Source organism: Gracilibacillus boraciitolerans JCM 21714, assembly GCF_000521485.1.
GTDB lineage: Bacteria > Bacillota > Bacilli > Bacillales > Amphibacillaceae > Gracilibacillus > Gracilibacillus boraciitolerans.
This window is the reverse complement of the sequence record NZ_BAVS01000009.1, coordinates 61,337-76,104: the sequence shown is the minus strand read 5'-3', so window position 1 is coordinate 76,104 and position 14,768 is coordinate 61,337. Positions and strand designations below refer to the sequence as shown.

Here is a 14,768-nt window from a genome sequence, read left to right as displayed (position 1 = left end):
TAAAAAGGCTAAGCTCCTTGAGTAAAGGACTTATAATTTAGATAGGAACTATCCTTTGACACCACCAAGTGCAATTCCTTTCTTTAGATACTTTTGAAAAAAAGGATATGCAATAAGCATTGGTATGACACCAATCGCTGCAATCGCCATTCTAATAGAAGCACTAGGTAAATTTGCCATGGCATCGCTCGCTTGTCCACCTAGATCAGCCGTTCGCAAAAATTGAATATCCTCCAATATTCTATTTAATAATACTTGTAAACTATATAATCTTGTATCTGTAAGGAATACTAAACCATTCATCCAATCGTTCCAAAATATAACAGCTTGAAATAAACCAATTGTAGCCATTATTGGTGTGGCTAAAGGTAAAACGACAGACCATAATGTTCTCCACTCTCCAGCACCATCTATCCTAGCTGATTCAATAAGCGCATCCGGCACCGATTCTTTGAAAAATGTTCTCATCAATAGGACATTAAAACCGTTCGTGAGAATAATTGGTATAATAAGAGCCCAAATTGTATTCTTTAAATCAAATACTTGTGTATAAACAAAATACGTTGGCACTAATCCACCATTAAAAAGTAGAGTGAAAAATACAAGAAACGCAAACAAATTTTTGTATGGCAAATCTTTTCTTGATAATGGATACGCTAACAATGATGTTATGACTAAACTTATAACAGTTCCGAATGCTGTTATAAATAGAGTTACTCCATATGCTCGAGTAATTATGTCATTCATGTTCCATAAATATTTATATGCTTCCAAACTCAATTCTGAAGGAAAGAAACTATAACCTTCTGCAAGAATAACTGCTTCATCTGTAAGGGACGCAATAATTAATAATACAAAGGGTACTATTGCCAAGACTGATAAAATTATCATTACTACATGACCATATATTTGCCATCTTTTTTCATCGTTCATAAAAATCCTCCTTTACTTTTGATAGTTATTTTAAAATAATGCGTTTTCCTTACTAACTCTTCTAATTATGAAATTAGCTGTTAATACTAGAATAAATCCTACTATAGATTGATATACACCAGCAGCTGTAGCCATGCTCACATCACCTAAACCAAGTAACCCTCTAAATACATAGGTATCTATTACATTTGTTGTATCAAATAACATACCTGAATTCATTGGGACTTGATAGAACAGACCAAAATCAGCGTAAAAAATTCTACCTATCGCGAGCAAGGTCAATAATATAATAACTGGAGTTATCAAAGGAATCGTAATTTTAAATATTTGTTTAAACTTGCTGGCACCATCTAACTTTGCAGCTTCGTAATATTCTTCACTTATCCCAATAACAGCGGCAAAATAAATCAATGTACTAAAACCAATACCTTTCCATAAATGGACAGAAGTTAATATATACGGCCAATACTGCGGCTCCATATACCAGGAAACTCTATCCTCTCCTATGGCTGGAAGAACTGTATTATTCATAAAACCTGTATCTAAACTTAAAGCTGAATATACTAAATAACTAATAATTACAAATGAAATTAAATGCGGCAATAATATGATACTTTGATAAAATTGAACAAATATTTTATTTTTAATTTCATTTAATAATATAGCAATCCCAATAGAAATCGACATTGTTAAAATAATAAATACTACGTTATAAAGAATTGTATTTCTTGTAATGATCCACGCATCTTTAGTACTGAATAAATATTCAAAATTTTTAAATCCTACCCAGTCACTTTCTATAATACCTACGGTAAAATTTATCTCTTTAAATGCAATTACCATACCTAACATCGGTAAATAATTGTTTATTAAAAAATAAAGCAAACCTGGTAACATCATTATAAAAAGAGGCATGAATTTTTTCAGGTTTCGTTTCCTTTTTACTAGAATTGTCCGCTTTTCTTCTTTATCAATCTTAGAAGTTCGCTTGTCCTCATAAATTGCTTGCTCCAATTTTAACCCTCCTCATAATCACTCATTCTAAAACCTGTTATTAATAGGATTATCAATCTAAATAGTGAACGCCACTTCCCCCCTTTCCAGAATGTCTCTTCTTTTTAATTCGTTTGATTACACTCATCATACACTCTACAAAAGCTTTCCGCTATTGCAAAAAAGCCCTTTCATTATTGATATTATGACTTTTTGCAATTTTTATTTTTACAAACTACTAATTAGGTTCTTATCATAATTAACAAGAAAATTTGCATTAAAATTGCTTTTCCATTAAGTAATATCGTTAAACTAATGTTGAAATAGAAGTATAAGTCTTTGTGTATTATATTCTTCAAAAAAACAACCAAAAATAATCATTCATTTTGATTTTTGGTTGTTTTTTTGAAATATCTATTTTTATATTCAAATTTCAATTTCAGGTTTGCGGACTGTTGACACAAACAACTTAATAAAACATTTTTATTACTGTTTCTCCCTTGAAACAGTCAAAACTACTCTTTTGTATGATGTGAGTGGTTTATAACCATTGTCTGTAGCTTCTAGAATAAAATGTATTGTTTGACCATTAGCCGCATCTGTAGGTACTTTAAACTGGCTTGTAACTTCAATCTCATTTTTCATCAGCTTAGCAACCTCAGATGATCCTGGAGCCGGAACGTTAAATGGATAAGAGCACCCTATCCCCCCCATTTTCGTATCTTCTTCTACAGAAATCAACTCTAGCTTACCCGGATAAGTACCAGTCTCCTCATACTGTCTCCAATGTCCTATTAAATGATCTCCATCTGGATCTTTAACGATTGCCTTTAATGTGATGGTTTGTCCAGGTTTAACAGTTGTATCTTCCAATCCAACTAACTCGACTACAGGATGATGATTAGAATCCTCGTATTCTGGCGTAACAGTCCACTGTATTCTTGCTGCAAAGTCACGTTGAGCAGCTCCAAACCAACGTGAGGAAGCGTAGTCTTTCGAAGCTACGTTATTAGAATCGATATCTTTGCCATTTCGACCTCCCCCCCAACCTCCATAGCTTGCATCTATATGTGCATCTAAACCATTATCCAAGAGGTTCATATACATAGATGTGTCTCCTTCAGATATCCAAGAACCTGGTTCTTCAACGTTTCCATACCATGAGACGTAACCGAGTTTCTTCAGTTGTTCTACCGTCACCCTTGAAAAACCAAAGAAATCAGCGATATCATTTTTATGCATTTGTTTTCCATCCCCCCCCAAACCATATAGAACTCTCCAAACGGTCCGATCTTAGAAATGTTTTCTTTAGTCCATGCAGCTGAAAGATAATGACAGTCTTGAGGTTGAACGACTTTACGTGCCATGTATCCCCAGATTGTTGTCGCCATCTCACGGAACTCAATATTCGGCCAATTTGGCTCAATATAGGATGCGTAAATACCATCTTGATCACCAAATGATTGAATAATCACTTTATTCGAAACTTTTTCATATATATTCTTCCACTGACTACTGTTTTTGTATTTTTCTTCAATTGATAGAAGGGCTCTTCCAATCGTTGATTGACCTGCTCCAGTTAATAAATAGAGTACACCAGGCTTATCATCCAGTATTAGATTTTTTATGAGATCAGAACCTGAGCTTTCCTTTGATATATCTCCAGGGAACTCCACGTTTCCTTCGCAGACACGAGAAAGCAACTCATCTGGATGAGGATAGCCTTCAGCATGTACCATAAGATTCGGATATACTTTTGCATAAATGCCGACAGCATCTTCTAAAAAATTTGATCCTTCATCCCAGCGCCAGCTGGAAATCGGTCCAATTCCAAGGTCAGAGTGTTCAGACTTCCCATCAAACAAAGTTCCTTTACCATCACCTTTCCAATGAAAACGGCTACTTGAGTAAATCAATCCTTCTGTTTCAAACTGATTACTGTAAAGCAAATATCTAACCATTGTATTGAGATCATCTAACTCTGGATCATGCATAATTACGGTACGGAGTTTTTTATCCCTTGCCATAATCTCATCCTTTCCTTTGCATAATCTTATCTTCTAATAGTTCATTCTTATCACTGAATATAAATATAAAGTCATAATCTGCTAAGTGAACTCTTTAGCACCGTGATAAACTATTTTAAGACAGTCTGAACAGCGGTTTTCCATTCGGAATAAAATTTGTATCTTTCTGTATCATGCATTTGATTATTAAATTCTGTTGTATCTCTCTTTAATTTTTCAATTTCCGATATGCTGTTCCATACATTAGTTGCCAAACCAGCTAAATAAATAGATCCTAAAACAGATAATTCAGCAACATTAGAGGCAGTTACTTTTTTATTTAATATGTTACTTGAATACTGCATTAAAAATTGATTGGATGTCGCACCACCATCAACTTTTAAAGAAGGTATCTTTAAGTCTGTATCCAGCTCAATTAAATCCAATACATCCTTTAATTGATAGGCAATGCATTCTATACCTGCTCTGATAATATGCGCCTTTGTGGTAGATCGATTCATTCCTAAAATAGCTGCTTTTGTGTTAGGGCTCCAATAGGGAGCACCTAATCCTACCAAGGCAGGAACAATGTAGACACCTTCATTACTTGGTATCGAATTTGCTAAACGCTCTGCTTCATCAAATGACTGAAATAACTCCAAGTCATGATGTAGCCAACTTAACACATCTCCAGTTGTACGAATTATACCTTCAATGGCATAGCTGACTATTCCATCGCGACCCCCACGCAACACACGTTACTAACCCTTTTTCTGTTTCCATTAATTTATCAGTATGAACTAATACAGACGTACCTGTACCAAAAGTAGCTTTGGTCGCACCTTCTTCAAAACATCTTTGTCCAAAAAGGGCTGCTTGTGAATCACCAATTACACCTGAAATCGGAATATCTTTCAATAATATATTAACATCTGACACCCTACCGTAAATCTCATCACAATTTTTCACTTCTGGTAGCATTTCTTCGGGAATTCGAAATAAATCTAATAATTCTCTATCCCATTTTAACGAATAAATATTATATAATAGTGTTCGACTAGCATTTGTTACATCTGTTGCATGCGTCTTCCCTCCTGTTAACTTCCACACTATCCAGCTATCTATAGTACCTACAAGTAAATCTAAATTAGCGATCTTTTCTTTAGCACTTTCTACATTTTCCAAGAGCCATTGAATTTTAGTGGCAGAAAAATAGGGATCAATTGTAAGCCCAGTTTTCGATTTAATTAATGCTTCATAACCATTCATTTTTAAATGATTGCATACTTCCTGTGTTCTAGTACATTGCCATACAATAGCATTATAAATAGGCTCTCCAGTATGTTTATCCCAGGCTAATACCGTTTCTCTTTGGTTTGTAATACTTAATGCTTTGAGACTACTAGAGGGAACAATAGTTTTATTCATTAACTTATTTATTAAAGCTTTCACATTATCATATATTTCTACGGGATCATGTTCTATCCAATTGTCCTGGGGGGGATAATATTGTTGGTGTTTTAGCGAATCTTTATATACAATTTCACCTTGTTCATTCACTAATATTAGTTTCGTACCAGAAGTACTTTGATCGATTCCTATAATATACTGTTTAGACATATACTACACCTCAATTATGATGAATCATTTCTTTCGCAATATTTGAAATGTTTTCAGCATTAATACCATAATGTTTAAATACTTCTGGAGTTTTACCTGTAATAGCAGGTTCATCAGGAATACCGATAATCTTCATTGGTACTGGGTGATTTTGTGAAACTACTTCTGAAACAGCTGCTCCGAGTCCACCATAGATACTGTGTTCTTCTAATGTTATGATTTTACCTGTCTCTTTAGCTGCTTTGATAATGGCAACTTCATCTAATGGTTTTATCGTATGCATATTCAGTACTCTACAATTAATATCCGAATCCTTTAAAGCACACGCTGTATCTAATGCCACACGAACAGTTTCACCTGAAGCAATGATGGTAATATCATTTCCCTGGTTCATTTCAACAGCTTTTCCTATTTCAAAGTCATAGTCTTCATTTAAATAACTATCTTCCACAGGATTTCTACCAATTCGGACATAAGCAGGTGTGTCATAATCTATAAGCGCTTCAATCATTTTTTTTGTCTCATGTCGATCTGCAGGCATCATTACATGTAAACCTGGTATCGCTCTTGTTACTGCTAAATCCTGTACAGAATGGTGTGACATCCCTAACGCACCATAACTAACTCCTCCACTAATTCCGATTAACTTTACATTTGAATTGGAATACGCAACATCTACCTTGATCTGTTCAATACTCCTCATACTTAAAAAACAAGCTGGTGAAGCGACAAAAGGTTTTTTCCCTACGGAAGCTAAACCTGCTGAAATGCCAACTAAATTTTGTTCTGCAATCCCCACTTCAATTAATTGCTCGGGCAATTCATTCCCAAACTGCACCATAGAAGCAGAACCACGGGAATCACTAGTTAATACATAAATATCTGAGTTTTCCTTAGCTAAATCTAGTAGAGTATCACTAATTACTTTTCGGTTAGCAACTTTATTACCAGATCGTGACTTCAAAGCTATATTGTTCATTTCAAAACCTCCAATCGTTCGGTAAGTTCATCCATTGCTTGTTTATATTCTTCTTCGCTCGGTACTTTGTGATGCCATCCAACTACATTTTCTGCTAGAGAAACCCCTTTACCTTTTACGGTATTGGCAAGAATTAAAGTAGGTTTATCTGTTTTATATGGCGCATTGTTTAACACTTCTACTAATTCAACAACATCATTACCATCTACTTCGATTACTTCCCAACCAAAGCTTTTCCATTTTTCATCCAATGGTTCATTATTCATTACATCTCTTGTACTTCCAGTAATTTGTAAGTTATTTCGATCAATAATTCCAATTAGATTATCTAACTTATAGTGAGACGCAGCCATTGCTGCCTCCCATATAGATCCTTCCGCTTGTTCGCCATCACCCATCAAAGTAAATACTCGATATGATTTCCCGTCTTTTTTAGCTCCTAATGCCATACCGACTGATATAGATAAACCGTGTCCTAAAGCTCCTGTATTCATTTCAACTCCAGGCATTTTATTATTGGGATGGCCAATCAGTTTAGAACCAAATTGTGAAAATGTTTTCAATTCATCTTTGGGAAAGAATCCTTTATCAGCAAGCACAGTCCAATAAGACTCGACGGCATGACCTTTGCTTTGTACATATCGATCACGATCTTGCCAGTTTGAATTCTCTGGATCGATACGCATCACTCCATAATATAAAGCAGTCAATATATCTGTATTAGATAAAGACGAACCGGTGTGGCCTGTTCCTGCATTGTATATCATTTCAAGTAAGTCTTTTCTTATTTGTATAGATTTTCTTTTAAGAAAACTTTCATCTACCAAAACGATCATCCTTTCATTAATTTGTTATTTTTATTGATTAATGTCACTACCACGCAACCATTTTTTATTTCAGTTTCTGTCGGATCGACAGGATCTGGATTAAGACCGGGGATATACTGACATGCTTCATATATAACCGGGATAACATTTGCATGAATACCTGTTGAATGGTGAATATATGGACCTTTTACTAATGTTTCTTCCCAAAGAGGCCAATCATTCACTTCAACCCATACGTAAGATCCACGTGAGAAAGGTCCTTCAATACCTTTTGCTTTACCCAAGAAAATGGAATACTCTCCATGATCACCATCAAATCTAGCAATGGTCATATCTCCCCCCCCATTATTTTCCCTTCATGAGTACCGGGAGAATGATCTTCAAACAAGAAATGTCTTTTTAGTTTAGGCTTTTCTTCTTCACTTAAAGAAACGGGAAAGTTACCACAGTGGAATAATAATTCTCCGTTTGGATTTTCTGGGTGTCTTACGGTAATATCAGCAAAGAAAGTCGGCTTTGTATTTAAACTAGCCGCTTGCACCATAATTGATGTAATTGCTCCATGAATATCTGTCTCACACGTCACCGGGATTTGCTCATCTGTAAGAATGGCATTTGCTAGACATGGCATAATACCTATAATATCTTGCAAGGTTGACCAACACTGGATGGCAATAGCGGAACTACCTGTTTTCTCTGCCATATGTTTCATTGCTACTTTTAAAGAAGCAATGCGACGAACATGGTCATCTCCAACTTCGCTCCAATCTAAAGTCTCCTTAATATACTGAATAGCTTCTTCTAATTCTGGTGTATCTGTTTTTTCTACTTTTAATGTAGCTTTTTTAATTTCATCTAAGGTGACTGGATGAATTTGAATTCCAAATTTCTCTAATAATTCCCCCCTCATTACAAATAACAGACCAAAAATCAGATGGGCGTGTAGATATTTGTAAGATTCTTAATTCTTTAAAGCGCTTCACAACATTTGCTGCTCCGATAAAATTTTTAAAACCTCTTTCAAAAACTTCCGAATCGACAGCACTATTTGTTATATAGGTAAAAGGTACATTAAAACGACGAAGTACTTTACCAGTTGCAAACATTCCACATTGTGTATCTCGTAATCTCATTCCATTTTCTAAAGGAGCTTCATCTCTTGGCCCCCATAGCAATACAGGTTTATCTATTTCTTTTGCAATCCGGGCAACAATATCTTCTGTTCCAAAATTACAATGAGGAAAAAATAACGCATCAACACGGGCATCTTGAAATCTTTTAATAACCGTTACTTCTTCGTCTCTGTTATAAAGTAGTCCCTCATCATTAATACCTTCTAAATCTACTATCTCAATATCTAATTCAAAACTTTCAATCTGATTTCTGATTAACTCTTTGTACTTGTATGCGTCTTCTTTACTGAAAACAAACCGTCTTGTTGGTGCAAATCCTAATTTTATTTTGTCCATCTTGTTTCCTCCTAACTCTTTCTCTAAGTACTATCTAAATCTTATCAATATAATGTGATTTTAAACTAACACTCTCACGACCGTTTGTTAGCGTTATCATGACTTATTTAAGAAATGGGGGGGAATTTTACTTTTCTATGGAAAATTCAAGTCACAAAGATAGTGTAATAAAACACAAAATACCCTTCTTCATAAACTTAAAGAAAGTTTGATATTACACCTGAATTATTAATACATAAAAATTAAGACATGAACTAAAATTGAAACGATACAAATTTCGTTACTGATGAGAAAATTTGATTGTCATTTCCAAAATTGGTGACGAGGTAAACAGTGAATGCTAGAAAATTGGCATTTTTGGACAGACTACTCCCTTGGCCTTGAGAAATAAAAAATTTGAAATGAGTAGTCATTCACTCTAGCTTTAGCGTTTGAATTCGCTGTAGCACTTTCCAGAAAAATGATTGGTACACGAAACTAGAAGATAATTTAAAGTAAAGGTAATGCCTTGACTTTACCATTTTGCTTGCGACTTTAATGATCTTCGTTCGTATTGTTTGAATTTACATACTTCTTTTTTCTTTTGGAAAGCAAAGTGTGTGCAACCCATTCGTTAAGTTGTACACTAACAGACTTAACATCATTTTTACTTCATTTAATTGAAAGGAATGACTAATCATTTTATCGAGGTAAAAGCCATTTTTTGCTTCCTTGATACAGTTCTCCATCGTCCCTCTTTTCTGGTAAGAACGGACAATATCTTTTAGTGAAAAGGCATCTTTTAAGTTAGTAACAAAAAGGGAATGTGTAAAAATAATTCCCCCCTGCAGGATAAACGGACTGAATAATCACTTTTATCGGTTTGAACCATGATTTCGCTTGATATTCAGTTTTCTCGTAATAATATTCTATTTTTGTCACTTCGGCTGACACAGAGGAAGGGTGAAGTTCATCTGCGAGTCGTTGCAAATTGGCATTGGATTTCAAACGAATGATGTAGTAGACCATTCCGTTTTACTTAATTCATACACAGCAGGGACAGCAAAACCGCTATCCCCCCCACGTAAGAACGGTATAATCTCCGGGAATTTTTCGTTGTAATGTTCGATAAGAGGTTTTACAAAATCCACCACTCCATTGGATGTATAGATATTGCTTGGTCGAAGTTGGGCTTTCATAAAGTCGCCCGTTATGCCAGCAAAACAAACCAACGGTGCCGTAATGGGAATTGAACGCATTAAATTCTTGTTCGACATATGAATCAGCATGTGTGGAATCCAGATCAAAAATAAGTCCTTGTGAATCTCGGAATTGATGTGCTTTATCCAGGAGTTCTTGGTTGCCTTGAATTAGTTGTTTCATGGATTTGGCATCAAATCGTGGATAAAACGAGATAAACTAGGTTGAGAAGCCGCATCTGTTCCAATGATTTCCGTTAAGTCAGGGTCATTCATCAATTGATTAGCCGCATCACCTTGGGCATTTTCGGTAATGAATTGATAAATCTTTTGACGAAGCAAGTTTTCATTTGAATGCGTATAGTAAAGTCTTTCGTCTTTCAGATGTAGATGTTGAGCCAATGTTTTGGAGAATCCTTTCTGTTGGTTATTTTGTGGTGATTTATCTGTAACAGAATTGAATTCTTTTTTCATTTATTTGATGCACGGCCAAATTTGCTTCATTCGTTGGTGGATAAGTATTCGTAAGTTATCTAAGGATTTCTATGAATAACTCAAGTTAGAGCTAACTTTTTTGCTTCTTTTCTACAAAAAAAGACAGGTTACAGAATAAATCTAATAACCTGTCCATCTTCTTTATAATTTTTCAGAAACAAATTTGTTTGTTACTTTCCTATCAGCAAAGTTTTCAATGTATTCTTCTTTGACACCAAGTTTTTCTACTTTCGCTTTAGAAACACTTAGTAATGTGTATGGATCAGCAGTAAAACCATCTACAATTAATGATTTACAGAATGACTTCAATTTTCCAGAGTCATTCCAACTCCAAGATTCATAGGGTTTAATGAGCCATTTTTGACCATTAGCTTCTACTTCACCATTAGCTTCCACATATTTTTTTAATTCAGCTTTCATGGATTTAACAGTAGCTTCTAATCTTGCAATCTCATTAGCCATTTCAACAGCCTCTTCACGGGTTAAGGTTTGTTGTTTTTCAGTAGTTGCTGCAATCATTAAGCCCACCCCCCCTTTTCTACTTCAACTAATTGAGCAAATTGATAATGACCTAATGCAATATTTTTAATGAAGGTACTAGCTTCTTCATACGTTAAAGTATCTACTTTAAGAAGTCTTGCATTGTTTTTGATCGTAGACAATAGGATGAACTTACCTTTTGTATATTCCATAACATTTTTGCTGTTTTGGCTGCTGAAGGAAATAAGTAATTTTTCAATACCGTTTATATCCATTCTCTCCTGTACCTTTTCTGCAGGTGCAATACCTAGCTTTTTACGTTCTACTGTTCGATTTTGCATAATAATAATCTCTCCTTTGATTTTTTATATATAAAAAGATAATCCCAACATTAGATATGTTTAACAGGATTATCTTTATAACACTTCAAGGTAAACGGACAATGCTCACAATAAGCACTAGCTCGATAAGAAAATAATTCTTTTCTCTTAGAAGGAGAAAAATCCACCATCTCTAGCTTGAACTGTATTTCCTTAACAAGACTTCTAGCCCATCTAACAGCGTGTTCTCTTGCTTCTTCGTCAAAGTAATACTTACTTTCACGTTTGTGTCTTAGAAACAGCAGAGAACCCCTTATTTTGCCTTTGAGTTTTCTCTCTTTTTCCATTGCCCAAGCATACAAGCCAACCTGAAAATTATCGGTTACTTCATAGGCTTTGAAATTCGTTTTAAAATCATATATCTGATTTCCATCTATTAAATCAATATATCCCCTTATAACCGGAGAATCCTTTTCCGTTGGGAATAGAGGAACAGAAAAATAGATTTCTGTTTCCCCCCCTTTTAAATGGACCAATGGTGCTTTTAAAACTAGTTCTTCCACTTCGATTGCAGTTACTTCTTCGTGAAAGTCAGCTTCTATCATTGCTTTTTTAATAGCTTCCTGAAATGTTTCTCCATTCAGTAAACACTCAATTGCTTTATGAACAGCTTTTCCAAGTGCTAACGGTTTAGTAATTGGTTCTTCCATTCCAAGAACATATTTATAATAAAACCGTTGTGGACACGTCTCATAAAGTGATAAACGACTAAAAGAAAATTCTTTCATGATAATCTCCTCAGAATGGAAGATCGTTATCGTTTATAGCTATTGGTTGAGCATTAGCGAATGGACTTTGATTGGTGTTTTGAGTATTTTGATTTTGGCTTTGGTATTGATTATTCGTATTCCCTTGATTATTACCACCATTGCCATTCTCCCACTTTTTAACTTTAATGAAAGTTGGTAGACCTTGAACGATAAACTCAGTCACATACACTTTTTTCCCATCATTGCCTTCAAAATTACGTACATTTACTCTAGCAGTAATACCAATAATATCGCCTTTCGATAATTGGTTTGCCATGTTTTCCGCAGTTTTTTGCCAAGCAACAACATTGATGAATGATACACCTCTTTCACCATTCTGATCAGGGATCGGTTCTGTAAGTGCAAGACTGAAATTAGCTACTGCAGCACCATTTGGTGTATATCTCAACTCAACATCTTTTCCTAATCTTCCTACAAAATTACAAACGTTTAACATATTCATCATTCTCCTTTAATATTTTTTTATTTAAAGTGTATCGTATGGATGCTGTATCTTCATTAACTCAGATACATTCATTTCCACTTCAAACACTTCATATTTACTCTCTTGGAATAACATTTTAATCAATTCATCTACAAATTTTTCTTGCAGCTCAAACTCTTTTTGCTTACAAGATGCAATAGCAGATGATAAATTATTGGATAGCAAGCCTGTAAAAAGGAGTTTATAGCATAGTTCCTTTTCTTTCTTCACATGACTTGTCCAATCCTGATAAACTCTCTCTCGATAGTTTTTATAAAGCTCTACATCATAGTCTCGATTTTTTATCCAATCAATTTTTGGATAACCGATTAATTCGAGTTGTGATCGTGTAAGTTGTTCCGCAGGGTGCTTCTTATAAGTAGATCCACTCTTCTTTCGGACCTGTTCAATCAGTTTTTCTTCTGATTTACCATCCAGTAATGATATGAATCTCAACACGCCCCCCTGATTCTTTGCAGTGCCAACATTTAAAAACATTTTTATCTTCATTTAAAGAAAGATAAAATCTATTCTTATTGCTGTCAGCATGACAAAACGGACACTTAAACATGACTTCTTTTTTACCTCTTGTCTTAAAGTTGCAGTCTAGCCCATGACTATCTGCTACCTCTACAATATTAGGTAATAAGCTCATGTTTCGTTCTCTCTCCTTTTTCCATAAACCGTTGACTAGGTACAGGTATTTGCTCTGCTTTCAAGATGTATTTCGGGTCCACGTATTGTTGCAATAACACATATTTCGTGCTATCAATTTGACGATATATTTTATATTCATTTATCGCTTGTCGAATATAAGGACATTCGTGATAACCGTATGCTCTGCATAAATGGCAATTATGAATGACTTTTATCGTCATATCTTTTTGCAAAGCACAAAGGACTGAAGAAACACCTTTAAAAATAGTCGGATAGGTGACTATGAAGTAAATACCTTTCCCATTAAAAGCTGTTATTGGTTTAATGTTTAGTTTTTTTATTTCATTCAACATTTTCATGCACCCAATCCTATGATGGAATTAAAGTTGCTATCCTGCTTTATTTTAAAAGTGCTTTTACTATTAACTGCTAACCCATCAACCAACTTAACTACATCAGGATCTTTAGCAAAGACTTGCAGTACTTGACCTTGATCGTTAGCTAATTGACACTCAATATACTCAACACCACTACCTGATTTACCTTTTTGCTTTGACGTAAGAGTGGCTTCTGCAGAAAACACATTTTCTTGCGGTTGTGTTTGCTGTTGTTGAGGTGGCTGATTATTCGGTTGTATAGGTTGTTGCTGTTGTGAGTAAGATGGCGCTTGTTGGTTACCATCATCATCTTTGCTTGCAATTCCTAACAATGAGGTTAAGATATAGCGACGACCATAACTAATTGCACTTCCCACAGCTTGAGAATCATTCATTTTGTGGCCTACTACTATTGGTAATTCTAACGATTCCATTTGTAGCGTTTCACCACTTTCATGAATAATAATAGGAGTAATTTTTACAAATTGTTTTTCAATTGCAGCGATAACTCCGTTAGGATCTGCGGTTTGTTGCGTTTCTGTTCTTGTCGAAGGATTTAGCATAATCGCTAGTCCATGATTAGACAGAGCAGGTCTGATCGTATCCAAAATATCTGCCAATGGCGTATACTTACTATTGGTGAACGGATTATCAGCACTATTGGTAAGTGTCTGCATTTCTCCAATCACCTTCACAAGTGCAGCATAAAGCTCTTTCTTTCCTTCTACTGTTTGATTTTGCATAATAATAATCTCTCCTTTAATTTTTTTATCTATATAAAAAGACGATTGTTATCTATGTGAAAGAACATAGAATACAATCGCCTTTTTATATCTAAACTATTAATTTTTTTGAAAATGGGTGAAACAATTTTTTTGTTGTCTCCTGATCCAGTAACAAAGGGATGTTCAGAAGTGAAAAATTTTTGTTAGGCTTTCCTTTAGTAAACAAGGATACTCTAACCACTCTAAATACGAGTGAAAACAAAACTAAAACTATACAGATATTATAACAGAAAATTGTTATCTTTATCAAGCTTCAAATTAAAAACAAAAAAATAGCCACTATCCGATGTGGAATAGTGGCATGTTTGATTAAAAAATCAAAAGAGATATTATTATTATTAAATTAATATTAAAAC

The 14,768-nt window shown here is 34.6% G+C and carries 16 protein-coding genes and 2 pseudogenes; all 18 read right to left on the bottom strand.

Annotated features, from left to right (window positions below):
• Positions 1-48 precede the first annotated feature (48 nt).
• Entirely contained in the window at positions 49-933 is an 885-nt protein-coding gene (locus JCM21714_RS07970) for a carbohydrate ABC transporter permease (protein WP_035723212.1), read from the bottom strand.
• Between the two features lie 30 nt (positions 934-963).
• Positions 964-1,848 carry an ABC transporter permease gene (locus tag JCM21714_RS07965; RefSeq protein ID WP_052000475.1) on the bottom strand — a complete coding sequence of 295 codons (885 nt, stop codon included), beginning with the start codon at positions 1,846-1,848 and terminating at the stop codon, positions 964-966.
• A 564-nt stretch (positions 1,849-2,412) separates the two neighbouring features.
• Positions 2,413-3,168 (bottom strand): nucleoside hydrolase-like domain-containing protein, encoded by a 756-nt coding sequence (locus tag JCM21714_RS18275; protein ID WP_148294999.1) that lies wholly within the window; start codon positions 3,166-3,168, stop codon positions 2,413-2,415.
• Entirely contained in the window at positions 3,123-3,953 is an 831-nt protein-coding gene (locus JCM21714_RS18270; RefSeq protein WP_052000466.1) for a DUF1593 domain-containing protein, read from the bottom strand. The genes JCM21714_RS18275 and JCM21714_RS18270 overlap by 46 nt, the downstream gene beginning before the upstream one ends.
• A 110-nt stretch (positions 3,954-4,063) precedes the next feature.
• A complete protein-coding gene (locus JCM21714_RS23915) occupies positions 4,064-4,687 on the bottom strand; it encodes an FGGY-family carbohydrate kinase (protein ID WP_369403506.1) in 624 nt (207 codons plus the stop codon).
• Complete coding sequence (locus JCM21714_RS23910; RefSeq protein WP_369403505.1) at positions 4,644-5,552, bottom strand: FGGY family carbohydrate kinase; 909 nt, start codon at positions 5,550-5,552, stop codon at positions 4,644-4,646. The genes JCM21714_RS23915 and JCM21714_RS23910 overlap by 44 nt, the downstream gene beginning before the upstream one ends.
• 10 nt (positions 5,553-5,562) lie before the next feature.
• On the bottom strand, positions 5,563-6,531 hold the full coding sequence (locus tag JCM21714_RS07950) for a transketolase family protein (protein WP_035723209.1): 969 nt from the start codon (positions 6,529-6,531) through the stop codon (positions 5,563-5,565).
• A complete protein-coding gene (locus JCM21714_RS07945) occupies positions 6,528-7,367 on the bottom strand; it encodes a transketolase (protein ID WP_035723207.1) in 840 nt (279 codons plus the stop codon). The genes JCM21714_RS07950 and JCM21714_RS07945 overlap by 4 nt, the downstream gene beginning before the upstream one ends.
• A gap of 21 nt (positions 7,368-7,388) precedes the next feature.
• Positions 7,389-8,827, bottom strand: a pseudogene (locus JCM21714_RS07940) (L-fucose/L-arabinose isomerase family protein).
• A gap of 413 nt (positions 8,828-9,240) precedes the next feature.
• Positions 9,241-10,434, bottom strand: a pseudogene (locus JCM21714_RS23905) (IS1380 family transposase); the annotation flags it as partial.
• Between the two features lie 207 nt (positions 10,435-10,641).
• Entirely contained in the window at positions 10,642-11,019 is a 378-nt protein-coding gene (locus JCM21714_RS07930) for a hypothetical protein (RefSeq protein ID WP_035723204.1), read from the bottom strand.
• Complete coding sequence (locus tag JCM21714_RS07925; protein ID WP_035723202.1) at positions 11,019-11,321, bottom strand: hypothetical protein; 303 nt, start codon at positions 11,319-11,321, stop codon at positions 11,019-11,021. Before JCM21714_RS07925 ends, JCM21714_RS07930 begins: the two co-directional genes overlap by 1 nt.
• Before the next feature lie 50 nt (positions 11,322-11,371).
• Positions 11,372-12,088: a RecB family exonuclease gene (locus tag JCM21714_RS07920; RefSeq protein WP_035723200.1), complete on the bottom strand. Its 717-nt coding sequence runs from the start codon at positions 12,086-12,088 to the stop codon at positions 11,372-11,374.
• Between the two features lie 10 nt (positions 12,089-12,098).
• On the bottom strand, positions 12,099-12,566 hold the full coding sequence (locus tag JCM21714_RS07915; protein ID WP_035723198.1) for a single-stranded DNA-binding protein: 468 nt from the start codon (positions 12,564-12,566) through the stop codon (positions 12,099-12,101).
• A 30-nt stretch (positions 12,567-12,596) separates the two neighbouring features.
• Positions 12,597-13,049, bottom strand: a complete 453-nt coding sequence (locus JCM21714_RS07910; protein ID WP_035723196.1) for a hypothetical protein — start codon at positions 13,047-13,049, stop codon at positions 12,597-12,599.
• Positions 13,021-13,248 carry a hypothetical protein gene (locus JCM21714_RS07905; protein WP_035723194.1) on the bottom strand — a complete coding sequence of 76 codons (228 nt, stop codon included), beginning with the start codon at positions 13,246-13,248 and terminating at the stop codon, positions 13,021-13,023. The genes JCM21714_RS07910 and JCM21714_RS07905 overlap by 29 nt, the downstream gene beginning before the upstream one ends.
• Positions 13,232-13,603 carry a hypothetical protein gene (locus JCM21714_RS07900; protein WP_148294998.1) on the bottom strand — a complete coding sequence of 124 codons (372 nt, stop codon included), beginning with the start codon at positions 13,601-13,603 and terminating at the stop codon, positions 13,232-13,234. The genes JCM21714_RS07905 and JCM21714_RS07900 overlap by 17 nt, the downstream gene beginning before the upstream one ends.
• Positions 13,604-13,605: 2 nt before the next feature.
• Positions 13,606-14,370 (bottom strand): ERF family protein, encoded by a 765-nt coding sequence (locus tag JCM21714_RS18265; RefSeq protein ID WP_052000465.1) that lies wholly within the window; start codon positions 14,368-14,370, stop codon positions 13,606-13,608.
• Positions 14,371-14,768: the final 398 nt, after the last annotated feature.